Below are 22843 nucleotides of genomic sequence, written 5' to 3'. Positions count from 1 at the left end.
CGCGGAATGGCCAAGCGGCGGGTCGGCTAGGGCAGACCTGTCCGTGGAGAAAGACCGATGTTGACGTTCGGGAAAGCGGCTCGGCGTGCCGCATGTGTCGCTTTATCTTTCGCAGCCTTGTTCGCCGGAGCGGCCACTCAGGCAGCGGACAAGGAAGTCAGAATCTTCAATTGGTCGGATTACATCGATCCGCAGATTCTTACCGATTTCACCAAGGAAACCGGCATTAAAGTCGTCTATGACGTTTATGACAGCAATGAAGTCCTGGAGACGAAGCTGCTCGCAGGCGGCAGTGGGTACGACGTCGTCGTTCCGACCGGTCCGTTTCTTTCGCGTCAGATCACAGCGGGTGTTTTCCAGAAGCTCGATAAATCCAAGCTGCCCAATCTCGCCAATATGTGGCCGGAGATCATGAAGCAGCTCGCCATTTATGATCCGGGCAACGACTACGCGATCAACTACATGTGGGGCACCACCGGCATCGGCTACAATATCGGCAAGGTCAAGGAGCGCATGGCGGATGCGCCCGTCGATTCCTGGGACCTCGTGTTCAATCCGGAGATCATCGCGAAGTTCAAGGATTGCGGCGTGATGATGCTCGATGCGCCCGACGATATTCTACCGGCGGCGCTCAACTATCTGGGTCTCGATCCCAACAGCAGCAAGCCGGAAGACCTCGAGAAGGCCGGAGCGCTGATGGAAAAGGTGCGCCCGTTCGTTCAGAAATTCCATTCGTCCGAGTACATCAATGCGCTCGCGAACGGCGATATCTGCATCGCGGTCGGATATTCGGGTGATATCCTGCAGGCACGCACGCGTGCGCAGGAAGCCAAGAACGGCCAGGAGATCGGCTATTCGCTGCCGAAGCAGGGCGCGCAGATGTGGTTTGACGAAATGGCCATTCCTGCCGATGCAAAGCATCCGGAAGAAGCGCTCATTTTCCTGAACTACATGATGCGGCCGGAGGTGATCGCGAAGGCGTCGAACTATGTGTCGTACGCGAACGGAAATCTCGCCTCGCAGAAGCTGATCGACGAAACGATCACATCGGACAAATCGATCTACCCCGATCCCGATATGATGAAGCGGCTGTTCGTCAAGACGGCTTACGATCCGAAGACGCAACGCGTCGTGACGAGAACCTGGACGAAAGTCGTCACAGGACAGTAGGCAAATGACACGCAGGGCTCGATCGATGATCGGGCCCTTTTGATTGCGCCGGTTTTCCGCGGCGCGCCGAAACAATCTCAATTCAAAGGAATTCGTCATGACGGTTGGGACGGTCGGAGACGCCAAGCAGGCAGGCGCCGGTCCGCAGCGCGCCGGTCCGCGCACGGCCGCGCCGCAATCCGGGTTTGCGCCGTGGAAGGACCCCAGCAAGTCACCCATCGTCCGCTTCGAGAACGTCACCAAAAAATTCGACGATTTCGTCGCCGTCAATAATGTGACGCTCGATATCTACGAGCGCGAATTCTTTGCGCTGCTCGGGCCGTCCGGCTGCGGCAAGAGCACGTTGCTGCGGATGCTCGCGGGTTTCGAAAGGCCGACAGACGGGCGCACGATCGTTGCCGGTCAGGACATCACGAACCTGCCGCCTTACGAGCGACCGGTGAACATGATGTTCCAATCGTACGCGCTGTTTCCGCATATGACGGTCGAGGGGAATATCGGCTTCGGCCTCCGTCAAGAAGGCATGGCGAAAGACAAGATCGCCGAACGTGTTGACGAAGCGATGGCGATGCTGGAATTGCGTCCCTTTGCCAAGCGCAAGCCGAACCAGCTTTCAGGCGGCCAGCAGCAGCGCGTCGCGCTCGCCCGTGCCATCGCGAAGAAGCCCCGCATCGTGCTGCTCGACGAGCCGTTGGGCGCGCTCGACAAGAAGCTTCGCCAACAGGCGCAGTTCGAACTGATGCGCATTCAGGAAACGACGGGCACGACCTTCATCATCGTGACGCACGATCAGGAAGAAGCGATGACGGTCGCAAGCCGCATCGCCGTCATGGACAAGGGCGAGTTGGTGCAGGTCGCGACGCCGGGCGATATCTACGAAAATCCGAAGACGCGCTACATCGCGGGCTTCATCGGCGACGTGAACGTGTTCGAAGGCAAGGTTTCGGCCGTCTCCGAAGGCTGCGTCGAAATCGATGCCAACGACGGATACAAATTCAAGACGCGCAGCGCCGAGTCCGTCACGGTCGGGCAGCAAGTGTGGCTGGCGCTCCGGCCGGAAAAAATCCGCATCGCGCATGACAAGCCTGCGAGTCCGCTCAACGCCATTCCGGGCAAGGTGGAGGACATCGGCTATCTTGGGTCGATCTCCCATTATCATGTGCGCACCGCACCCGGCGAACGCGTGACCGCTCTGCGGGCCAATGCGGCGCACGCCGTCGAGCGCACGATCAATTGGGAAGAAGATGTGTGGCTCGACTGGCCTGTCGACGCCGGCGTGGTTTTGACGCGGTAGGAGTTTTAGATGGCAAGCGCGAACTCCTCCGGCCTCAAACGATGGTACGTGATTGGGGCGCCGTATTTCTGGCTGTTCCTGTTTTTCCTCGTTCCGTTTTTCATTGTCTTCAAGCTGTCGCTGTCGGATTCGGCCATCGCCATTCCACCGTACACGCCGACGTTCAACTGGAACGACGGTATCAGCGGCTTCCTGTCGAAGCTCGATTTCGAGAACTACAAGTTCATCTTCAGCGACCCGCTGTACGTCAACGCGTATTGGTCGAGCCTCAAGATCGCGACCATTGCGACGCTGTTGACGCTGCTGGTGGCGTATCCGATCGCCTACGGAATGGCGCGAGCGCCGAAGGCTTGGCAGCCAACGCTGATGATGCTCGTCATCCTGCCGTTCTGGACGTCATTCCTGATCCGTATCTATGCCTGGATCGGAATTCTGAAGAAGGAGGGGCTGCTTAACCTGTTCCTGATGCACTTCGGCATTATCAGCGAGCCGCTCAGCATTCTGAACACGACGACGGCCGTCTACATCGGCATCGTCTATTCGTACCTGCCGTTCATGATCTTGCCGCTCTACGCGAGCCTTGAGAAAATCAGCCCGACGCTGCTCGAAGCCGCGGAAGATCTCGGCTCGCGCCCGTGGAAAGCGTTCTGGCAGGTGACCTTCCCGTTGTCGCTGCCTGGCGTGCTCGCGGGCAGTCTGCTGGTCTTCATTCCGGCAGTCGGCGAGTTCGTCATTCCCGATCTCCTCGGCGGGTCGGAAACGCTGATGATCGGGCGCACGCTCTGGAACGAGTTCTTCAACAACCGTGACTGGCCGCTGTCGTCGGCGGTTGCCGTGGTGCTGTTGCTGGTGCTGATCTTGCCGATTGTCTTCTTCCAGAGGCAGCAACAGAACGAGCGGGAGGCGGGCCGATGAAAAACCGGTTCTCTTGGTTCAACGCGACGTCGCTGACTCTGGGCTTCGCGTTCCTCTACATCCCGATCCTGCTGCTCGTCATCTACAGCTTCAACGAGTCGAAGCTGGTTACGGTGTGGGGCGGCTGGTCGACCAAGTGGTATGCGTCGCTGCTCGACAACACGGCGCTGAAGGAAGCGGCGTGGGTCACCCTCCGCGTTGCATTCATCTCGGCGACGATCGCGACCGTGCTCGGCACGCTTGCGGCCATCACTCTGGTGCGCATGGGGCGCTTCCCCGGACGGACGCTGTTTTCGGGCATGATCTTCGCGCCGCTGGTCATGCCGGAAGTGATCACCGGCCTGTCTCTGCTTCTGCTGTTCGTCGCGCTCAACATCGATCGTGGGTTCTGGACCATCACGCTGGCTCACATCACGTTTACGATGTGCTATGCGGCTGTCGTGGTGCAGGCGCGTCTGCAGGATTTCGACAAGTCCGTCGAGGAAGCGGCGATGGATCTCGGCGCGACGCCGGTCAATACGTTCTTCCAGGTGACGCTTCCGATCATCGCGCCGTCGGTGATTTCGGCGTGGCTGCTGTCGTTTACGCTGTCGCTCGACGATCTCGTGGTCGCCAGCTTCACGACGGGGCCGGGCGCCACGACGCTGCCGATGAAAATCTACAGTCAGGTGCGGCTCGGCGTGACGCCGGAAATCAACGCGATCTCGACGATCCTGATCGGCATTGTGACGGTTGGCGTGCTCGCCGCCGCCTATTTCACGAAACGGCAGTCGGAGCGTCAGGAGCGCGAGCGGCGTATCGCTTTCGGTGCGTCGGACTGATGGCGTGTCATAATCGGCCGGCGCGATTTGTGCTCGCGCGCGAAGCAGGGTAATCGTGCTGGCCGTGACGGCTCAGGATCATATCAACTCCTATTACGCGGCGACCGCGAACGACCGGACACGTTATCCGGCGCTCGAAGGCACACTCAAGGCCGACGTGTGCGTGGTCGGCGGTGGCTTTTCCGGTGTCGCGACGGCGCTGACGATGGCCGAGCGCGGGCGTTCCGTCGTGCTGCTCGAAGCCAATCGCATTGGCTGGGGTGCGTCGGGGCGCAACGGCGGCCAGATGATCGGCGGCATCAGCGGCGAAGCGACGATCGAGCGTCAACTCGGCAAGGCGGGTGCCAAGCTCGTCCGTGACATCCGCTATCGCGGGCATGAGATCATCGAAGAGCGCATCGCGAAATACGGCATCGCCTGCGATCTGAAGCACGGTTGGATGGAGGTCGCGGCGCGACCGCGGCACATGCCGGGTCTGCGCGCGCATTACGAAGAGCGCGTGAAGGAGGGCGAGGGCGATCATCTCGAACTTGTCGAGTCTGTCGATCTTCCGCGCGTGCTCGGCACGTCCATTTATCACGGCGGCTTCATCGATCGCCGCAGCGGGCACGTGCACGGGCTCAATCTTTGCCTTGGGGAAGCGCGCGCCGCGGCGGTTCTCGGCGTCAAGATTTTCGAAGACAGTTCAGTGGTGGCGCTTGAAGGCGGTGCGAAGCCGTACGTCAGAACCGAGCGCGGGCGCGTCGAGGCCGGAACGGTTGTCATCGGCGGCGAAATCTTCGATCGGTTTGGTCAGGAGCGGCTTCGCGGTCTGATGCTGCCGACTGGAAGCTACATCATCGCGACGGAGCCGCTGAGCGAGGCGATGGTCGCCGAGATCAATCCGCAGGATCTCGCCGTCTGCGACAGCAATGTCGTGCTCGATTATTATCGCTTGTCGGCGGATCGGCGGATGCTGTTCGGCGGGCGATGCAACTATTCAAACCGCGATCCGAAGGACATCGGCGCCTCGATGCGGCCGCGCATGATCGAGATTTTTCCGCAGCTGAAGGACGCGAAGATCGACTTCGCATGGGGCGGGCGGATCGCGATCGTCATGAACCGGGTGCCGGTGATCGAGCGCCTGGAGCCGAACCTTTATGTTCTGCAGGGCTATTCCGGGCACGGCGTGAACGCAACTCACATCGCAGCGGAGATCGTGTCGGACGCGATTTGCGGCGCGACGGAAAGGTTCGATCTCTTCGATCGCATCCGGCATACGCGACTGCCGCTCAGCGACGTGTTCGGCAATCAGATGCTGGCGCTCGGCATGCTCTATTACCGCGTGCGCGATCTGCTTTAGCGCGGCATCCATAAATTGCGTTGGGAAACGCCGAGCTCTTACGTGCCCCCGACCGCTCTGCGTCAGGGAGGAGAGATGCGGATCGTATCCGGCTACCAGCGCAGGAAGCGCGCGCCGATCACGGCGCCAAGGGCCGCCATCAGCGCGAAGCCGAAGGGATACCAGGCCATGACGAACAATGGGCTGTCGTCGGTGCAGTGGCTGGCATAGAGCGTTGCCGCGATCCCTGCCGATAGAACGCCGCCGACTGCGCCTGCAATCGCAGGGTTCGCCGGAGCCCCGCACTTCAAGGCATAAAGGATCGCCGCGAAGGGCGCCAAAGACAGCAGCGGGATCGTGACCATGCAATAGAACGAGTTGTGGCCGATCATCCGCGCGTGCCAGGCGTCGGCCGGCACCGAGATCATTTCGAGTGCAATTCCGCCGATCAGCAACACGGGGCCAAGCGCCAGCCACCACAGTCGCTTGTCGAGCTTGAAATCGGGGCGCGACAAGCCGCGAACGAGCAGGAAGGCGGGGATAGCGAGGCTCAGCGTCACGACGAACTTGAAGAGGAAGCGGATCGACGTCGATGCCGCTTGCGAGAAATCGGTGCGCATCCCGAGGGTCGCGAGGAAGGCGGCGAGCGACAGCAGGGCCCCAATGCCGACAGCGACCGCGAGCGTGCGCGCAATCGGCTGCTCGACGCTTTTGGCATCGGCCGCCAGGGCTTTGATGAGGTCGTCGGTCTTCATCGGCTCTTCTCTTGGTAGGTATCGGCCAACGCCTTCAGGCTACGATGCAGGGCGACCCGGACGGCCACCTCGGTCATCCCCAAGCGGTCGGCAACGTCACGCGCGGAATGCCCGTCGATGCTGATCGACTGGACGATGTCGCGGTTGCGATCCGACAGCCCATTCAGGATGCGCGCAACATCCTGGGCGTCGATCGAGGCCTGTTGATCGTCGCCTTCGATGTCGAATTGCGTCAGGTCGATCGGGACCTCCGGGCGCCGGCCGCGACGACGCAGATCGTCGATCATCTTGTTGCGCGCGATTGCGAGCACCCAGGGACCCAATGGCATAGCCGCGTCCCAGGTGTGTCGCTTCAAGTGGATCGCCAGCAAAGTGTCCTGCACCACGTCCTCGACATCGTCGCGCGCCACGCCGACGCCGGCAAAGCCGCGCCGCACGGCGCCTCTCAAAAGCCGCGCAAGATCTTCGAGCAACGTGCGGTATGCGGGTTCATTGCCCGCTATTGCGGCGCGCATCAGCGCCGACCACTCCGCGTCTCGTGCCTTTCGGTCCAAGGTTGCGCCTTTAGGATGTTTCGCCAGAGAACGCCGAAACGTTACGGCGGCGGCGTTTTTTGCGGTCGGCAGGTTTGGTTCGCTGCATATGGCAGAGAGATAGCGGGAATCGCAAGGTGGCCGTTTGCTCGTTCAGGTTGACGGGAGCCAGATCCAGAGCAGGGTGACGTAGGTCAGGCCATGAAGAAACTGGTCGAAGCCGAGGGCGCACCAATATTGCCGGTCGGCGAACTTCCAGCCGTAGTGGTGGACGATCTGCTCCTTGGCCCAATCGATATGATAATGAACGAGAAATTCGCCGGCGAGCAGCGCGACCGCGAGACCCGCGCTGCCACCCGGAAACAGGATGAAGACCGGCGCCGTCAGCAGGATATGGATGAGGGCGTGGAGCAGCCCGCCCGGCGCGCCGTAAATCCCTTTCTGGCGATAGATCATCTGCGTCTGCAGAAAGAAATCCGCGACGGCGTGTTTGGCCAGCAGATACGTCATGGCGGCAAGAGCCGCGTGCGCGGGGGACATGGACATCCAGTGCTGAAGCGGCCTCGCTCCGGCATCCTTTTATGAAATGCTCGGCTGCGGCAGAAGAGCGGGCGGCGTCTTTTTTGCCAAGGCGTTGGTTAGCGCAGGTGTCCTGGGGACGTCTGTTACCTGGGGAACAGGCAGCTTAAAAACATAAAGCCGTCCCGGGCGAACATTCGTCGCCCGGAACGGCTTCTGTTTGTGCTCGTCGTCGTGCCGGTCAGTTGACGCGCTGCACCTCGACGAGATTGTCGGAGAACGTCGGGGCACGGCCAAGTCCGCACCAGGCGTCGGATGAAATACAGTTTACCGAGCCGTCGGATCGGTTGAGCGAACGCCAGTATCCGAGCGTCGCCACGACGACGCCGGTGGGCACGTCGTCCGTCACGTGTGCCAGACCTTCGAAATCGCCGCGATCATTATAGACACGGACGGGATCGCCTTCACGGATCGATCGACGCGTCGCGTCATCGGGCGAGATCAGCACGAACTGATCGCCTTGGGCTTTGATCTTGTGCGGTTCGTTGGCGTAGCAGGAATTCAGGAACGCGTGGCTCTTCGGTGAGATGATATTCAGCGAATAGAGCTTGGCGCGTTCTGGATTGGTCTCGGGCCGTTCGCGTGCCGGGATGTAACCTGGCAATGGATCGACCGGCTCGCCCGACTGCTCGCCGTCGTACATCGCGCGGAACGGACCGGCGACGAAGTTCTTGGCGTCGTGCAGCAGGAACTCGACCTTGCCGGACGGTGTCGGGAAGTGCCCCTCGGCGTGCGGTGTGCGCGTGTCGGCGTTTCCGACGTCGATCTTATAGAAGCCGTGCTTCTTGAAATACTCCATGTCGATGCCGCCCATCTTGGGGTCGGACCAATTGATGTATTCCGCGCACAGCTCGCTGTCGGTCATTTTGAAGACGGGATCGTCGAAGCCCATTTCCTTGGCGAGCAGACGCCAGACTTCGCTCGTCGGTTTGCATTCGCCGGGAGGTTCGACGGCTTTCTGATTGTAGGTCATATAGAAATGGCCCCAAGACCACATCATGTCTTCGGCTTCGCCTGCCATCGCGGCGGGCAGGACGATGTCGGCGTATTTCGCCGTGTCGGTCAGGAAATGCTCGGCAACGACGGTGAACAGGTCCTCGCGCTGCAGACCCTGGACGATCTTGTTCGTCTCGGGTGCCTGCGAGACCGGGTTGGTGCAGAACACGAACAGGCTTTTGATCGGCGGATCGAGCGGCATCTCGCCGGTCAGAGCCGCACCGAGCTTCAGGTTGTTGACGACGCGCGTGCCGGGCTTGATCCAGTCGGGGCGTGCGGCCTTGGCCCAATCGATCGGGAAATCCCAGAGCGGCATTTGCAGAAGTCCGCCGCCGACATGGCGCCAGGAGCCGACGAGCGCTGGTAGGCAGCAGGCGGCGCGAATGGCTTGTCCGCCGCCGACGCTTCTTTCGAGTGCAACGCCGAGACGAATGACGGACGGTTGCGCCGTTGCGAACTCACGGGCGAATTTGGCGATGTCGGCCGCTTTGACGCCGGTGACTTTCTCGACATATTCCGGCGTGAATTCCGCGGCGCGTTCCTTAAGCTCCGGATAGCCGTATGTGTACTTGTCGACGTAATCCTGATCGACGAGCCCTTGCTCGATGATCGAATTGATGAAGCCCATTGCCAGCGCGCCGTCGGTGCCGGGGCGGGGGCAGATGTGCCAATCGCCAGCCTTCGCCGTGCGCGAGCGATAAGAGTCGATGACGACGACTTTTGCGCCGCGCTTTTGTGCTTCGAGCACGAAGGGCCAATGATGCAGGTTGGTCGAGATCGAGTTGCACGCCCAGATCACGATATATTTCGCATGGACGAAGCTTTCGGGATCGACCGCGCCGGTGGGTCCGACGGTCAGCAGCCATGCGGTTGACGAGCCGGAGGCGCAGAACGTCTTCTCGTTGACCGTCGATCCGAGCTTGTTGAAAAACGGGTCGCCGGAATTGATGCCCTGCACGAGACCCATGTTGCCCAAATAACTGTAGGGCATGATCGCCTGGCTGCCATACTCGGCGATGATCGCGCGCCAGCGCTTGCCGATCTCGGAAATCGCCTCGTCCCAGGTGATGCGTTCGAACTGCTTAGAGCCTTTCGGCCCAGACCGCCGCATGGGGTACATCAAGCGGTCGGGGTTGGCGTGATGGTCGTGGAAGTCCTTGAGTTTGACGCACAGGCCACCGCGCGTCATCGGGTGCTCTTTATTCCCGCGCACGTAAGACAAGCGGCCCTCGACGACTTCGTAGATCATCGAGCATGTGTCGGGGCAATCATGCGGACACGCCCCGAAAAAGGTGTCACGCTTCAGCTGTTCGTTCATTGTTCCTCCCGCATTTTTGTCGTTGTTCCGTAGGTAATCCTACGCGTTGATTTGCGTCAATTTGGCATTAGACGGTGCCAGTCCCAAGCAAAATCGTTGCTCCGATCGGCATTTCCGCCGCTATAGCGGACGCCCGAATTTGCTGATTTTTCAGGGATAATCTATGCATTGATCATATGAGATCAGCCGGTTGGACCGGCTGATCTGCGTGCGTGGAGCGAATGATCCGTGAGCAAAGCCCTTTATCCTGACCGGCGCGTTCTGTGGATGCCGTTCGGGGACTGGCAGCCGCCATCAACGTCGGCTGTGCATTGCTGCGCTGCAATGGTGAAGGCCCTCGAGTTCGATTGCGATCAGCACATCGATCCGTTCGAATGTGCGGACTCTCTCATCGTCTACAACGAGGCGATGGATGAATACGGGCTCATCATCCATGACGGGAGTGCGTCGTATCTCCTGATCGACCACTGTCCGTGGTGTGGAACGCGACTGCCGGAGAGCGCGCGCGACAGGTGGTTCGATGAAGTCGACGCGCTCAATCTTGCGGACGATGTTGAGCCGCCCGCGAAGTACTTTTCTGGCGAATGGCGGCGGAGCTAGAGCAGTGAGTGGTGATTGGGCCGCTTGGCTTCGGTTCCGCTTGTAGGGGAAGAGATAGAGGCAGCGCGCCGTCAGGGGATGTCGGGTGCGGAGCAGCAGTCGTCGTAGACGTGTTCCTGATCGTGCGCGTCGCGAAGGCGTGTTCTGCCGGAGGGCTCGACGCTCGCATAGGATTCCAGCGGCACCTTGCCGTGCGCGCCGGGGAGATCGAGCACATACGTCGGCAGCGCGAGCCCCGAAAGCCGCTTGCGCAATTCGCGCATCAGCTTCTGGCCTTTCGCGATCGTGGTGCGGAAGTGCGCTGTCCCGGGCGCGAGGTCGCCATGATGCAAGTAGTAGGGTTTGACGCGCAGTTCGACGAGAGCGCGCATTAGGTTTTCGAGCGTGTCGGCATCATCGTTGACGCCCTTGAGTAGCACGGTCTGGCTGACGAGCGGAATGCCGGCATCGACGAGCTTTGCAACGGCCGTGCGCGCCGACCCCGTCAATTCGCGCGCGTGATTGGTATGAAGACCGACGAACACGGTCTTGTGCGTGGCTTTCAATGCGGCGATCAACTCATCCGTTACGCGATCGGGATCGACGACCGGCACACGCGTATGCCAGCGCAGGATTTTCACATGCGGAATGGCCGAAAGCATCTCCGTCACCTCGCGAATGCGGCGCGGTGACAGAATGAGCGGATCGCCACCGGTCAGGATGACCTCCCAAACGGCGGGGGTCGCACGGATGTAGGCGACGGCCGCGGTAAGATCATCAGCCGAAAGGGTTTCGCCGTTGGCAGGGCCGACCATTTCGCGGCGGAAGCAGAAGCGGCAATAGACCGGGCAGACGCTGGCGATCTTCAATAACACGCGATCCGGGTAACGATGGACGACGCCGGGCGCTGGGCTCTTGATGCGATCGCCGATCGGGTCGTCGCGTTCGGCGGGGCGGGTTTCAAGCTCGCGCGCATCGGGCACGAATTGCCGTGCGATGGGATCGGCCGTGTCGTTGGGATCGATAAGATCGGCGACGGCGGGCGTGACGGAGATGGCGTACCGCGCGCCGACTTTGTTCAAGGCGTCGCGCGCGGAATCTGGCGCAAGCTCGGCCGCGATCAGGTCGTCGACCGATGTCAATTTTCGTGGGGTGCGTGTCATCGCTTGGGATGCTGCTCCGGCCACTGCGCCGTGTCGTGATCGGGATGCTGATATGACACCACGTCGTGCAAGAACGGTGCGGCATTCGCATCGGCCAGGGTGTGATGGGAAGGCAGCGCGCCGATCGTGTCGACGTATGGCAGCTTGCCCTCGATCCCCCATTGCCGTTTCGGCGCGATATCCGCCGGGTTGTCGAACGCGCCGACCGCGAGTGCGATGCCGTCGGGAGCTTCATAGGTCAGCGGTGTGCCGCATTCGGCGCAGAAGCCGCGCTCGGCGAAATTCGACGAGCGGAATTTTTTCGGCGTGCCGCGCGTCCAGGTGAGCTTGGCGTCGCGGATCGAGACGAGCGGAGCGTAGAAATTGCCGAATGCCTTCTGACACATCCGGCAATGGCAAACCGAGGCGTCGTCCAGGCTTCCTTCGACGCGAAAGCGAACGGCGCCGCACTGGCAGCCGCCGGAATGTGTTTCGTTCGGCATGGCCTGTCTCCATCTTCCCTTTCGCCTGTTCCTGAAGAGGAAGAGGGTTGGAGTGAGGGGGTGCGATCACCCAGCAAGCCGCTGCCCCTCACCCTAACCCTCTCCCCGTAAGGACGGGGAGAGGGGAGCGATTGTTGCGCTCTATGTGCCGCTATCGGGCAGCGGCGTCCAGATGACCTGTTCGATGCGCTCAGCGCCGGATGCGAGCATCACAAGCCGGTCGAAGCCGAGAGCGCACCCGGACGCGGGCGGCATCGCCGCGAGCGCGCTCAGAAAATCTTCATCGATCGGGTATCGTTCCCCGTAGATGCGAGCCTTGTCGGCCATCCATGTTTCGAAGCGGCGGCGTTGTTCGTCGGCATCGGTCAGCTCGCCGAAGCCGTTCGCCAGCTCGACGCCGCACACGTAGAGCTCGAAGCGTTCGGCGACGGCGGGATCGAGTGCCGAAGGGCGGGCGAGCGCAGCCTCGTTGATCGGGTATTCGCACAGGATCTCGGGCCGATGGACTCCGAGCCCCGGCTCGATCTTTTCGACGAGAACCTTGCTGAAGATGTCCGACCACGTATCGTCGTTGGCGACACGAATGCCTTGGGCTTGCGCGTGCGCGGCGAGCCTATCACGATCGACCGACGTCGCGGTCATCGTTTCGTGCAGCGGAATGTCCGCGAATTGCACGAAAGCCTGATAAAGCGTCGTCCAGTCGTAGCCTTTGGTCAAATCGCACGGCTTGCCGCGATACGACCATTGCATCCGCTCGCAGGCGCGGGCGGCGGTATAGAGGATCGATGCGCAGTCGCTCCAGAGCGTGTCGTAGGGCTCGCCCGCGCGGTACCATTCGAGCATGGTGAATTCGGATGCGTGCAGCTTGCCGTGCTCGCGGTTGCGGAAGACCGGGGCGAACGCGAAGATCTTCGTCTCGCCGGCGGCCAGCAGCTTCTTCATCGCGAATTCGGGCGAGGTATGGAGATAGAGGTCGCGGCGCCTCAGATCCGTGCCGACGAGTTCGGTCCGGAAGGCATGCAGATGGGTTTCGTTGCCCGGAGAAACCTGCAGGCAGCCGGGTTCGACCTCAATGAAGCCTTGCGAGGTGAACCAATCTCTTAACGCTGCCTTGATGCGCCCGCGCGCCACAAGAAAGGGCCGGCGATCCGAATGCCGGCCGGGATTCCACCAGGGAGACGCTTGCGACATGGCTGAAAAATGGGCTTTCGCGGTGCCGTTGCCGCACTTGGCGGCCGAAAGGTAAGCAGGTAAGAGGACGCGACAGATTCCCCGAAGGGTTGCCGCCGACCGGCCGCCAATGCGGCGGACGCGGCTATTTTGAATTTGAGAACGGAGACGTTAGGTGGTCAAGGTTATCGCAAGCTCGGTCCGTAAAGGCAATGTGCTCGATCTCGACGGAAAGCTTGCCGTCGTCATGCACGCGGAAAACATCCACCCCGGCAAAGGCACGCCCGTCACCCATCTCGAAATGCGCCGCATCGCCGATGGCGTGAAGGTGACCGAGCGCTACCGCACGACCGATCAGGTCGAGCGCGCCTACCTCGATGAAAAAGACTTCAATTATCTTTACGAAGACGACATGGGGTACAATTTCATGCACCCCGAGACCTTCGATCAGATCACGATCTCGCGGGATGTCGTCGGTGATCAGGGACAGTGGCTGCAGGAAGGCATGACCTGCCTCGTGGCGCTGCATGAAGGCAACCCGATCTCGATCGAGCTTCCGGCGCGTGTCACGCTCGAAATCATCGAAGCCGACCCGGTCGTAAAAGGGCAGACGGCGTCGTCGTCGTACAAGCCCGCGAAGCTTTCGAACGGCGCCCGCGTGATGGTGCCGCCGCACATCGGCACGGGCACGCGCGTCGTCGTGATGACGGCCGATGGGTCGTATGTCGAGCGCGCGAAGGACTGATCGGGTTTAGCTCCGATCTTGCGCCGCGCTGGTAACGTGCGGCGCGATGCTCAGATGTCGAGCTTCAACACTTTTACGGGCGTTCCCGCAGGTTGCGCGGGGGCGTCGATAGGGACCACGATCAGGCAGTCGGCGCGCTGCAGGGCCGTGATCATTCCGCTGTCCTGATTTTTGAACGGAACGGCGCGCGGCGGCGCGGTCGTAAGATCGAGCCGGGCGCGCATGTAATGCTCGCGCGGGCCGTTGGCGGGAAGCGCATCGCCGAGCACGGCGTCGATGGCTTCGAGCGGAACATCGCGGCCGAGCAAGCGCCCGAGCAGCGGAACGAGAAACACGCGCGAGCAAATCAGCGAGGCAACTGGATTGCCCGGCAATCCGAGGCAGTGCTGCTGATTTTTCCCTGCGGTTCGTGATCCGAAGAACAGCGGCTTTCCTGGGCGCATCGCGATCTTGTAGAACGCGAGCTTGGCTCCAGCTTTTTCCAACGCCGGGCGAACGAGATCGTAATCGCCGACCGACGCGCCGCCGATCGTCACCAGAATATCGGCGCCATCGGCACGCCGGATGGCATCGTCCAGAGATTCCAGAGTATCGCGTGCAATCCCGAGGAGGCGTGCTTCGCCGCCTGCCGCTTCGACGACGGCTGCGAGGCCGAAGGCGTTCGACGCGGAAATCTGTCCCGGTCCGAGCGGTGTTCCCGGCTCGACGAGTTCGTCGCCGGTCGCGAGCAATGCGACGATGGGTTTGCGCACGACGGGCAGCGTGCCGTGTCCTGCGGCGGCGGCGAGAAGAATATCGCGCGCGGTCAGGCGCTGGCCTTTTTCAAAAAGCGCGCGGCCTTTGGTGAAGTCCTGGCCTTTCGGGCGGACATTATCTTCGCGATCGGCGGCTTCGCGAAAGGTGATGGCCGCGCCGTCGGCCGCGACGTTTTCCTGAATGACGACAGAGTCCGCGCCGCTCGGCAGTGCCGCACCGGTGAAGATGCGTACAGTCTGACCTTCTGCGACGGTGCCGGAGAATGGCTGGCCGGCTCCGGCTTCGCCGATCAATTTGAGCGTAACCGGAACCTTCGAGACATCCTCGGCGCGGACGGCATATCCGTCCATCGCGGATGCGTCGAACGGCGGATTGTCGACGCGGGCTTCGATCGAACGTGCGAGCGTGCGGCCAAGCGCGTGACGAAGCGAGACGTCTTCCGTTTCGAGAGTGTCTGCAGTTTCCAGAATGTGCTTCAGCGCTTCGGTGACGGGAAGCAGCGCCATGACGTCAACGTCCTTTGGGTCGTGCGGGAGCTTTGAAGGTTCCCGATTTTCCGCCTGTCTTTTCGACGAGGCGAATGTCCTCGATGGTCATCGTTTTGTCGGCCGCTTTCAGCATGTCGTAAAGCGTCAGACATGCGACGGATACGCCCGTCAGAGCTTCCATTTCGACGCCCGTCGGGCCTGAGACCTTGACTTCGGATAAGACGTGAATGCCGGGAGGCGATTTCGATATCTCGAATTCGATCGTCGCCTTGGTGATCGCGAGCGGATGGCAGAGCGGGATCAGCTCGTGCGTTTTCTTCGCGGCCATTATGCCGGCGATGCGCGCGGCGCCGATCACGTCGCCTTTTTTCGCTTCGCCCGCTTCGACGAGGGCGAGCGTTTCCGGCTGCATGCGGATGAAACCCTCGGCGACGGCACGGCGGTCGGTCGCGGCTTTATCGGACACGTCGACCATGCGGGCTTGGCCCTTGGCGTCGATGTGGGAGAGCTTGCTCATCGCGAAGACACGCCGCCGAGCAAGGTTTTCGTCGCGGCCGTCACGTCGGCCTGGCGCATAAGGCTTTCGCCGACGAGATAGGTGTGGACGTGCGCCTTCGCGAGGCGCGCGATATCGGCCGGTGTGAAGATGCCGCTTTCGCCAACGACGATGCGGTCCTTGGGAATTTTCGGCGCGAGACGTTCCGTCGTTTCGAGATTGACCTCGAACGTCTTGAGGTTGCGATTGTTGATGCCGATCAGGCGGCAATCGAGTTTCAGCGCGCGGTCGAGTTCTTCCGCGTCGTGCACCTCGGCGATGGCGTCCATCTCCCAATCCTTGGCCGCGGCCGCGAGATCGCGGGCCGTTGCGTCATCGACTTCGGCGAGGATGATCAGGATGCAATCGGCGCCCCAGGCGCGCGCCTCCGCGACCTGATAGGTGTCGATCATGAAGTCCTTGCGCAGCACCGGCAGATGCGTCGCCGCGCGCGCAGCAGTGAGAAAATCCGGTGCGCCCTGGAACGAGGGCGTGTCGGTCAATACGGAAAGGCACGCCGCGCCGCCCGATTCATAGGCCTTCGCGAGCGTCGGCGGATCGAAGTCTGCGCGGATCAAACCTTTCGACGGCGATGCCTTTTTGATTTCGGCGATCAGCGCAGGTTTGTTGGCTTTGAGCTTTGCTTCGATCGCGCCTGCGAACGGCCGTACGCGCGGCGCGGATCGCGCGTATTCGGAAATGACGCGCAGCGGCTTCAGGGTTTTGGCGCGGGCCACTTCTTCGCGTTTGTAGGCGGTGATTTTGTCGAGGATATCGGCCATCGGTCACACCGTGTCGTTGGTAACGGCGACGAGACGGTCCAGCGCCTGCGCCGCGCGGCCGCTGTCGATGGATGCGGCAGCTTTCGCGATGCCATCCGGCAAACCGTCGGCCTTTCCGGCGACGATCAAAGCGGCGGCAGTGTTCAGCAGAACGATGTCGCGATAGGGGCCTGGTTCGCCCTGCAGAAGCGTGCGGATCGCCGCTGCGTTCGTTGCCGCGTCGCCGCCTTTGAGTGCCGCGATATCGCTGCGGGGAAGGCCCGCGTCTTCCGGCGTCAGGTCGAAAGCAAAGATATCGCCGTTCTTGAGTTCGGCGACGTGCGTCACGCCGGTCGTCGTCAACTCGTCCATGCCGTCGGCACCGTGCACGATCCAGGCATGTTCAGAGCCCAGCTTGCGAAGCACTTCCGCGAGCGGCTGAACGAGCTTCTTGTCGTAGACGCCGAGGATCTGACGCTTGACCTCGGCCGGATTGCACAGAGGTCCGAGCAAATTCAGGATCGTGCGCAGACCGAGATCGGCGCGCACCGGAGCCCATGTCTTCATCGCCGGATGATAAAGCGGCGCCCACAGGAAGCCGACGCCCGCATCGGCGATCGCGCGCGAGACGATGACTGGCGGCACGTCGAGCTTGACGCCGAGCGCTGACAGAACATCGGACGCGCCGGAAAGCGAGGTCACCGCGCGGTTGCCGTGCTTGGCGACGATCGCACCAGCGCCTGCTGCAACGAGGGCAGCGGCGGTCGATACGTTATACGTTCCGCGGCTGTCGCCCCCGGTGCCGACGATATCGATCGATCCGGGCGGCGCATCGACCGTCGTCATGCGGCTGCGCATGAACTTTGCTGCGCCGGTGATTTCTTCCCGTGTTTCTCCGCGCAGGCGCAGCCCCATGAGGAACGCGCCCATCGCGACCGGCGGGGCAATGCCGGACATCAAGAGATCGAAAGCGTCCCGAATGCCGTCTTCGCCCAGCGTCTCGCCGTCGGCGATGCGGTTCATCAGGCGTTTCAGTTCGCGAGCCGGGTTCGCGACGATCGAGGTGTCGGGCACTGTGCTCACTGTCATGCCGCCTTACGGCTTTTCGGCGTGAAACCCGCCAGCGCGAGGAAGTTTGCGAGCAGCGCGTGGCCCTGTTGCGAAGCGATGCTTTCCGGATGGAACTGCACGCCGTGGACGGGATGCGTCTTGTGCTGCAATCCCATGATGATGCCGTCGTCGGTTTCGGCGGTCACCTCGAGGCAATCCGGCAGCGTTGCGCGTTCGACGATCAGCGAATGATAGCGGGTGATGTCGAATTGTTTCGGCAGGCCCTTGAAGATGCCCTTGCCGGTGTTGGTGATCGTCGAAAGCTTGCCGTGCATCGGCACCGGCGCGCGGACGACTTTTCCGCCATAAGCCTGTCCGATGGCCTGATGACCAAGGCAGACGCCGAGCAGCGGAATTTTCGAACCTGCCTTTTTGATGAGGTCGAGGCAAACGCCCGCTTCGTTCGGCGTGCACGGTCCGGGAGAAAGGACGATCGCCTGCGGCTTCTTTTCGAGGACCTCGTCGGCCGAGACCTTGTCGTTCCGGATCACGACGCTTTCAGCGCCAAGCTCGCCTAGATAGTGAACGAGATTGTACGTGAAGCTGTCGTAGTTATCGATCAGAATCAGCATGTTGGCCTTTGTGCGCAGGATGGCTTCAGACGCCCCGCAGCGGGATTTCGAACCTATCTAGCAGACACCCGGCGGGGGGCGACACAAGAATATGGTCGTCCTAAACCCGCGCTTCAAATGCGCGTCAGGCGCGATCGCGCGGGGTGATGAACTGTTCGAGGTATCCGGACGCGGGGCCGACATCGCGCCAGGCCGTTTGCGGGAATGTCAGGATCGCCAGAGAGGCGGTCGGAAATTTGTCTTCGAGACGCGATATCGATTTGGCGTCGCCGCGTCCGGCCAGCTGGAGGGCAAGCTCGTGCAGGCCGGGGTTGTGGCCGACCATCAGGACCGTTTTGGCGGGCGCAGGGACGCGGCGCAGGCGATCGAGAAGGGTTTCTGCGTTCGTTAGATACAACTGATCCTCGAACACAACATCGTCGCGTGGCTCGCTCAATTTGGGATCGATGAGGTGCAGTGTCTCGCGCGTACGTTTGGCCGGAGAACAGAGAATGATCTCGGGTGCGAACGGAAATTCGCGGAGCGCTTCGCCCATGACGGGCGCGGCGGACCGGCCGCGTGCGTTGAGCGGCCTGTCGAAATCATCAAGGTCGCTGGCGTCCCAGCTCGATTTTGCATGACGAAGGAGTGCGAGAGAAAGCATTCTGATCCGGAGCTGGCGTTACGGCAGTTTGGACAAGTCTACAGTACGCCGCTGGTGCCGTTAAGCGGGTTGGTCAAAGTTCGCACTGCCGCGATGAAAGGCTGGTGACAGATGGACTACGTGCTCGCGCCTTTCCTTTGGCTCATCGGAGTTTTGGTTAGCATCGTCCTCTGGATCGTCACGCAGGTCCTATGGATATTGCTGTGGTTGATCCTTCCTCTCCTCGTCATCGCGTTCGTGGCCCTGCGGATCGCTGAGCGCGTACTTGGGCAGGAGAAGGTGCGCGGGTGGGTGCACGCAAGAACGCAAAAATACGGGTCGCAGGCCTCGAAGCGCGCGCAGAGATGGATTTTTGCGTTGGGCGTCGTGCCGGTCCGCGTGCTGTTCTGGTTCGTGCTTTATGCGATCTGGCACAGCATCGTCAGTCTCGTCTGGCGGCCGCACTGGTCGCCGTGGCAGCGCGCGTGGGGCAGGCGCTGGCGAAAAGAGGCGCAGTTGCAGCCGAAGACTTGATCTGAGCGCAGTTGCGTTCGGAACGTCAGCCGAACGCACCGCCGTTGCCGCTGCCGGTTCCGATCTGGCCGGACGTCACGGTGCCCTTCGATGCGAAACGCACCGCTTCCTCGGCGGCTCTGACGACGGCTTTCGCCTTATTGATGCATTCCTGCTGTTCGTTCTCCGGAATGCTGTCGTGCACGATGCCGGCGCCGGACTGCACGTGAATCATGCCGTCCTTCACGATGGCCGTTCTGAGCACGATGCAGGTGTCCATCTCGCCACCAGCGGAGAAGTATCCGACGCATCCCGCGTACGGGCCGCGCTTGGCCTTCTCGAGTTCGGCGATGATTTCCATGGCGCGGACTTTCGGCGCACCCGATACGGTGCCAGCGGGGAAGCCGCCCATCAAAGCGTCGATCGCATCGTGATTGGTTTCGTCGAGTGTGCCGATCACGTTCGAGACGATGTGCATGACGTGGCTGTAGCGCTCGATGACGAACTGGTCGGTGACCGTGACGGTGCCCGGCGTCGCGACGCGGCCGACGTCGTTGCGGCCGAGGTCGAGCAGCATCAGATGCTCGGAGCGTTCCTTCGGATCGGCGAGGAGCGCCGCGGCGAGAGCCTTGTCCTCGGCTTCGTTGGCTCCGCGACGCGCGGTGCCCGCGATCGGGCGGATGGTTACCTCGCCATCGCGCACGCGGACGAGGATTTCGGGCGAGGAGCCGACGAGTTGGAACGAACCGAAGTCGAGGTGGAAGAGAAACGGCGACGGGTTCAATCGCCTGAGGGCGCGGTAAAGCGCAAATGACGGCAACGCAAACGGCGCGGAGAAGCGTTGCGAGAGCACGACCTGGAAGATGTCCCCGGCCTTGATGTACTCCTTCGCTTTCGCGACCATCGCCATGTATTCGGGCGCGCTCGTGTTCGATTGCGGCTCGTGAAGGGTCGCGGGCGCAGCGGCTGCCGACGATCCGTGCTGCAGCGGCACGTCGAGGCTTTCGATTGTCGCGGTCAGACGCGCGATCGCGGCGGCGTAGGCTTCGTCGGCCGAGACTCCGGCAGCGGGACGCGCAGGCGTCACCAGCGTCATCTCATCCTTCACGTTGTCGAAGATGAGCATCAACGTCGGGCGAATGAGGATCGCGTCGGGCACACCCAAGGCATCGGGCGTCATCTCGGGCAGCTGCTCGATCAGGCGAACAGTGTCGTAGCCCATGTAGCCGAAGATCCCGGCAGCCATCGGCGGCAGGGTTTCAGGCAGCGCGATCGCGCTTTCGGCGAGCAGGCGGCGCAGCGACGGCAGCGGCGGTTGATCATCCGGAGTGAACCGGGCCGGATCGGTCATCGGCGTCCGGTTGATGCTCGCCGTGTCGCCGTTGGCGGTCCAGACGAGGTCAGGCGAAAAGCCGATGACGGAGTAGCGCCCGCGCGCCGAGCCGCCCTCGATCGACTCGAGCAGGAAGCTCATCGGGCGGCGGTCGCAAAGTTTCAGGTAGGCTGAAACCGGCGTTTCGAGATCGGCGACGAGGCGCGTCCAGACGACCTGCGCCGTGCCGTTTTCGTAGGCCTTCGCAAAGTCGCTGCGGCTAGGAAATACCTCGGTACCGGCTCCGGCTCCTGCGTCGTTGGCCGACGGCTCTGACGGCAATGTGGTCACCTGATCTACTCTTGCGTGACGCCGACGGCCGAATTCAGCTCGGCCTGATTGACCGAGGCTCCGAAGCGCTTCTTCAAGGCTTCGGTGTATTCGGTGAGCGATTGATTGGCCAACTCGTCTTCGAGGCGGCGGGTCAACTCGTCGGTTTCCGTCAATGTCAGCGCGGCGGCGGGCGTGATTTCTGCGACGCGGAACACGATTTCGGTCGTGTTGTCGCTCGATGGGCCGTGACCGGCTTTGCCTTTTGCAAGTGCGAACGCCTGCGCCACCATCGATTGGCTGATGCTTGGCGGGATCGTCTTGCGCGTAATCGGTTCCGTTTTTTCGACCTTGCCTTTGGCCTCGGCTTCGATGGAGGCAATGGGCTCGCCGGCGTTGACCTTGTCGGTCAGCTTCTTGGCAAGCTCGTCGAGCAGACGGTGATGCTCGGAGGACATGTAGTCCTGCTTCACCGCGTCTTTGACTTCGTCGTACGCCTTCTGCTTCGGTGCGTCCGTCGAAAGCACGTTCACCCATGCGTAGCCGTCGTTCGTGAGATCGATGGCCGAGTCGTCGCTGGTGTCGGGTGCGAAGGCGCGTGCGGTGATTTTGCGAATGTCGGCCGTCTCTAGGACAGGCTTGCCGTCGGGCCCAAGTCCGGTGACGTCGGTTGCCGGGATTTCCTTGTAGGTGAGCTGCAGCTGATCCGCGACCTCTTTCAGCGTTTTGCCGGCGAGACGCGCATCCTCGACGTCGTCGCGTTTGCTCTGCAGATTGCCGTGAACTTTATCGTTCGCGAGCTTGTCGCGCACCTGTTCCTTGACGTCGGCGAGCGTTTTCGTTGTGCCCGGCTCGATCTGAGTGACGCGAACGATAACGGTCGCGAAACGCCCATCGATGACGTCCGAGTACTTGTCTTTCTCGAGTGCAAAGGCAACGTCGGCGACTTTCGGATCGATCAAGGCTTTCTTGGTGATAAGGCCGAGATCGACATCGGTATCCTTGGCGCCTGCCTCTTTCGCGACTTCGGCTAAAGACTTCGTGCCGTCGCGTAGCGCTTTCAGCGCCGTTTCGGCCGTCGCGCGGTCCTTGAATGCGATCTGCTGGACGCGGCGCTGCTCGGGCGTGTTGAAGCTGTCCTTGTCGGCGTCATAGGCCTGGGCGATTTCGTCGTCGGTGATGGTGATGTTCTTCTTGAGATCGTCGGGCGTCAGCATCAGCACCTGCACCTTGCGGTATTCCGGTGTCATGTACTTCGCCTTGTCGTCCTCATAGCGCTTCTTGAGCGTTGCTTCGTCAGGCTCGGCGACGGTGACGGCCGCGGGATCGATTTTCACCCACTCGAGAACGCGCTTCTCCTGATTGTAAGCGTGGATCTCTTCAAGAAGCGGCTTCGGGACCGTCTGGCCTTTGATCAGGGCGCTGACGATCGCACCGCGCAGTTCGTCCTTGCGGCGAAGGTTGAGGAAGCCCTGCTCGCTCATGCCGATCTGCTGCAGCAGGCCTTCAAAACCCTGTTTGTTGAACTTGCCGTCGGTCTGGAAGTTCGGATCGGCCTGAATGCCTTCGGCGAGAGTCTTGTCGGAAATCGCGAGCCCAAGCTGATCGGCGTGCGCCTCGATGGCTGCGCCGGCGATCATCTGAGCCAGCACCTGGCGATCGAGACCGAATGCGTGGCCCTGTTCGGCGCTCAGCCGCTGATTCGACTGGCGCGAAATGCGGTCCAGCTCGTTCTGGTAGGAGCGGCGAAATTCTTCTGCGGAAATTTCGGTGTGGCCGACCTTGGCGACGAAGCCGCGTCCCCAGCCTTGGAAGACGTCCGCCACGCCCCAGATTGCGAAGCTTACGCAAAGAAGTCCGAACAGAAGCTTGGCGACCGGTGTCTGGGCGCCGCGTCTCATTGCGTCGAGCATGGGTATAGAAATTCCCGTTGATGGAAGCGTGACGCTGCCGCGCGGGAGGGCGTAGGGTCAAACGGCTTCGTGGCGGACAGCCCCACGTGA

Annotated in this window: 23 protein-coding genes; 8 read left to right on the top strand and 15 right to left on the bottom strand. The window is 61.7% G+C overall.

Features of this window, described 5'->3' with window-relative positions; genetic code table 11:
- Positions 1–57 precede the first annotated feature (57 nt).
- From HYPGJ_RS07070 to HYPGJ_RS07050, 5 genes are all read left to right on the top strand, one after another.
- Positions 58–1170, top strand: a complete 1113-nt coding sequence (locus HYPGJ_RS07070) for a polyamine ABC transporter substrate-binding protein (RefSeq protein ID WP_046846478.1) — start codon at positions 58–60, stop codon at positions 1168–1170.
- Between the two features lie 97 nt (positions 1171–1267).
- Positions 1268–2464: an ABC transporter ATP-binding protein gene (locus tag HYPGJ_RS07065; protein WP_046846775.1), complete on the top strand. Its 1197-nt coding sequence runs from the start codon at positions 1268–1270 to the stop codon at positions 2462–2464.
- A 9-nt stretch (positions 2465–2473) separates the two neighbouring features.
- Positions 2474–3379: an ABC transporter permease subunit gene (locus HYPGJ_RS07060; RefSeq protein ID WP_046846477.1), complete on the top strand. Its 906-nt coding sequence runs from the start codon at positions 2474–2476 to the stop codon at positions 3377–3379.
- Positions 3376–4200: an ABC transporter permease subunit gene (locus HYPGJ_RS07055; protein WP_046846476.1), complete on the top strand. Its 825-nt coding sequence runs from the start codon at positions 3376–3378 to the stop codon at positions 4198–4200. The genes HYPGJ_RS07060 and HYPGJ_RS07055 overlap by 4 nt, the downstream gene beginning before the upstream one ends.
- A gap of 55 nt (positions 4201–4255) precedes the next feature.
- Positions 4256–5542 carry an FAD-binding oxidoreductase gene (locus HYPGJ_RS07050; protein ID WP_046846475.1) on the top strand — a complete coding sequence of 429 codons (1287 nt, stop codon included), beginning with the start codon at positions 4256–4258 and terminating at the stop codon, positions 5540–5542.
- A gap of 92 nt (positions 5543–5634) precedes the next feature.
- Here HYPGJ_RS07050 and HYPGJ_RS07045 read toward each other — a convergent pair whose 3' ends face one another.
- From HYPGJ_RS07045 to HYPGJ_RS07030, 4 genes are all read right to left on the bottom strand, one after another.
- Positions 5635–6276 (bottom strand): NrsF family protein, encoded by a 642-nt coding sequence (locus HYPGJ_RS07045; RefSeq protein ID WP_046846474.1) that lies wholly within the window; start codon positions 6274–6276, stop codon positions 5635–5637.
- Positions 6273–6830 carry a sigma-70 family RNA polymerase sigma factor gene (locus HYPGJ_RS07040; protein ID WP_083984048.1) on the bottom strand — a complete coding sequence of 186 codons (558 nt, stop codon included), beginning with the start codon at positions 6828–6830 and terminating at the stop codon, positions 6273–6275. Before HYPGJ_RS07040 ends, HYPGJ_RS07045 begins: the two co-directional genes overlap by 4 nt.
- Positions 6831–6962: 132 nt before the next feature.
- On the bottom strand, positions 6963–7349 hold the full coding sequence (locus HYPGJ_RS07035; protein ID WP_046846473.1) for a DUF3307 domain-containing protein: 387 nt from the start codon (positions 7347–7349) through the stop codon (positions 6963–6965).
- Positions 7350–7569: 220 nt separating this feature from the next.
- Complete coding sequence (locus HYPGJ_RS07030; RefSeq protein WP_046846472.1) at positions 7570–9702, bottom strand: molybdopterin oxidoreductase family protein; 2133 nt, start codon at positions 9700–9702, stop codon at positions 7570–7572.
- Positions 9703–9930: 228 nt separating this feature from the next.
- On the opposite strand from HYPGJ_RS07030, the gene HYPGJ_RS07025 reads away from it, so the two are divergent.
- Entirely contained in the window at positions 9931–10302 is a 372-nt protein-coding gene (locus tag HYPGJ_RS07025) for a hypothetical protein (protein WP_070104059.1), read from the top strand.
- A 71-nt stretch (positions 10303–10373) separates the two neighbouring features.
- On the opposite strand, the gene HYPGJ_RS07020 is transcribed toward HYPGJ_RS07025, so the two are convergent.
- The 3 genes from HYPGJ_RS07020 to epmA all read right to left on the bottom strand — a co-directional run bounded on the left by HYPGJ_RS07020 (position 10374) and on the right by epmA (position 13117).
- Positions 10374–11444 (bottom strand): lysine-2,3-aminomutase-like protein, encoded by a 1071-nt coding sequence (locus HYPGJ_RS07020; protein WP_046846471.1) that lies wholly within the window; start codon positions 11442–11444, stop codon positions 10374–10376.
- Positions 11441–11926, bottom strand: coding sequence for a GFA family protein (locus HYPGJ_RS07015; protein WP_046846470.1), 486 nt, complete (start codon positions 11924–11926; stop codon positions 11441–11443). Before HYPGJ_RS07015 ends, HYPGJ_RS07020 begins: the two co-directional genes overlap by 4 nt.
- Before the next feature lie 141 nt (positions 11927–12067).
- A complete protein-coding gene (gene epmA, locus HYPGJ_RS07010) occupies positions 12068–13117 on the bottom strand; it encodes an EF-P lysine aminoacylase EpmA (RefSeq protein WP_046846469.1) in 1050 nt (349 codons plus the stop codon).
- Positions 13118–13271: 154 nt separating this feature from the next.
- Between epmA and efp the strand changes: the two genes are divergently transcribed.
- Positions 13272–13841: an elongation factor P gene (gene efp / locus HYPGJ_RS07005; RefSeq protein ID WP_046846468.1), complete on the top strand. Its 570-nt coding sequence runs from the start codon at positions 13272–13274 to the stop codon at positions 13839–13841.
- 50 nt (positions 13842–13891) lie between these two features.
- Here the strand turns inward: efp and glp are convergent, their stop codons facing one another.
- The 6 genes from glp to HYPGJ_RS06975 form a co-directional block, all read right to left on the bottom strand.
- Complete coding sequence (gene glp / locus HYPGJ_RS07000) at positions 13892–15103, bottom strand: gephyrin-like molybdotransferase Glp (RefSeq protein WP_046846467.1); 1212 nt, start codon at positions 15101–15103, stop codon at positions 13892–13894.
- A 4-nt stretch (positions 15104–15107) separates the two neighbouring features.
- Complete coding sequence (gene moaC, locus HYPGJ_RS06995) at positions 15108–15602, bottom strand: cyclic pyranopterin monophosphate synthase MoaC (protein ID WP_046846466.1); 495 nt, start codon at positions 15600–15602, stop codon at positions 15108–15110.
- The gene (gene trpC, locus HYPGJ_RS06990) at positions 15599–16402 is read right to left on the bottom strand and encodes an indole-3-glycerol phosphate synthase TrpC (protein ID WP_046846465.1); all 804 of its coding nucleotides are present in this window, start codon (positions 16400–16402) and stop codon (positions 15599–15601) included. The genes moaC and trpC overlap by 4 nt, the downstream gene beginning before the upstream one ends.
- 3 nt (positions 16403–16405) lie before the next feature.
- On the bottom strand, positions 16406–17470 hold the full coding sequence (gene trpD / locus HYPGJ_RS06985; RefSeq protein ID WP_046846464.1) for an anthranilate phosphoribosyltransferase: 1065 nt from the start codon (positions 17468–17470) through the stop codon (positions 16406–16408).
- Positions 17467–18063, bottom strand: coding sequence for an aminodeoxychorismate/anthranilate synthase component II (locus tag HYPGJ_RS06980; RefSeq protein WP_046846463.1), 597 nt, complete (start codon positions 18061–18063; stop codon positions 17467–17469). The genes trpD and HYPGJ_RS06980 overlap by 4 nt, the downstream gene beginning before the upstream one ends.
- 124 nt (positions 18064–18187) lie before the next feature.
- Positions 18188–18706, bottom strand: coding sequence for a histidine phosphatase family protein (locus HYPGJ_RS06975; RefSeq protein ID WP_046846462.1), 519 nt, complete (start codon positions 18704–18706; stop codon positions 18188–18190).
- Positions 18707–18817: 111 nt separating this feature from the next.
- Between HYPGJ_RS06975 and HYPGJ_RS06970 the strand changes: the two genes are divergently transcribed.
- Positions 18818–19219, top strand: a complete 402-nt coding sequence (locus HYPGJ_RS06970) for a hypothetical protein (protein ID WP_046846461.1) — start codon at positions 18818–18820, stop codon at positions 19217–19219.
- Positions 19220–19244: 25 nt separating this feature from the next.
- Here HYPGJ_RS06970 and trpE read toward each other — a convergent pair whose 3' ends face one another.
- Together trpE and HYPGJ_RS06960 are read right to left on the bottom strand one after the other, a co-directional pair.
- Positions 19245–20852 (bottom strand): anthranilate synthase component I, encoded by a 1608-nt coding sequence (gene trpE, locus HYPGJ_RS06965; protein WP_046846772.1) that lies wholly within the window; start codon positions 20850–20852, stop codon positions 19245–19247.
- Positions 20853–20866: 14 nt separating this feature from the next.
- Complete coding sequence (locus HYPGJ_RS06960; RefSeq protein ID WP_046846460.1) at positions 20867–22753, bottom strand: peptidylprolyl isomerase; 1887 nt, start codon at positions 22751–22753, stop codon at positions 20867–20869.
- Positions 22754–22843 lie beyond the last annotated feature (90 nt).

Origin of the sequence: Hyphomicrobium sp. GJ21 (assembly GCF_001006785.1) — a bacterium.
Taxonomy (GTDB): Bacteria; Pseudomonadota; Alphaproteobacteria; order Rhizobiales; family Hyphomicrobiaceae; genus Hyphomicrobium_B.
This window is presented reverse-complemented; position numbering and strand designations above follow the sequence as displayed.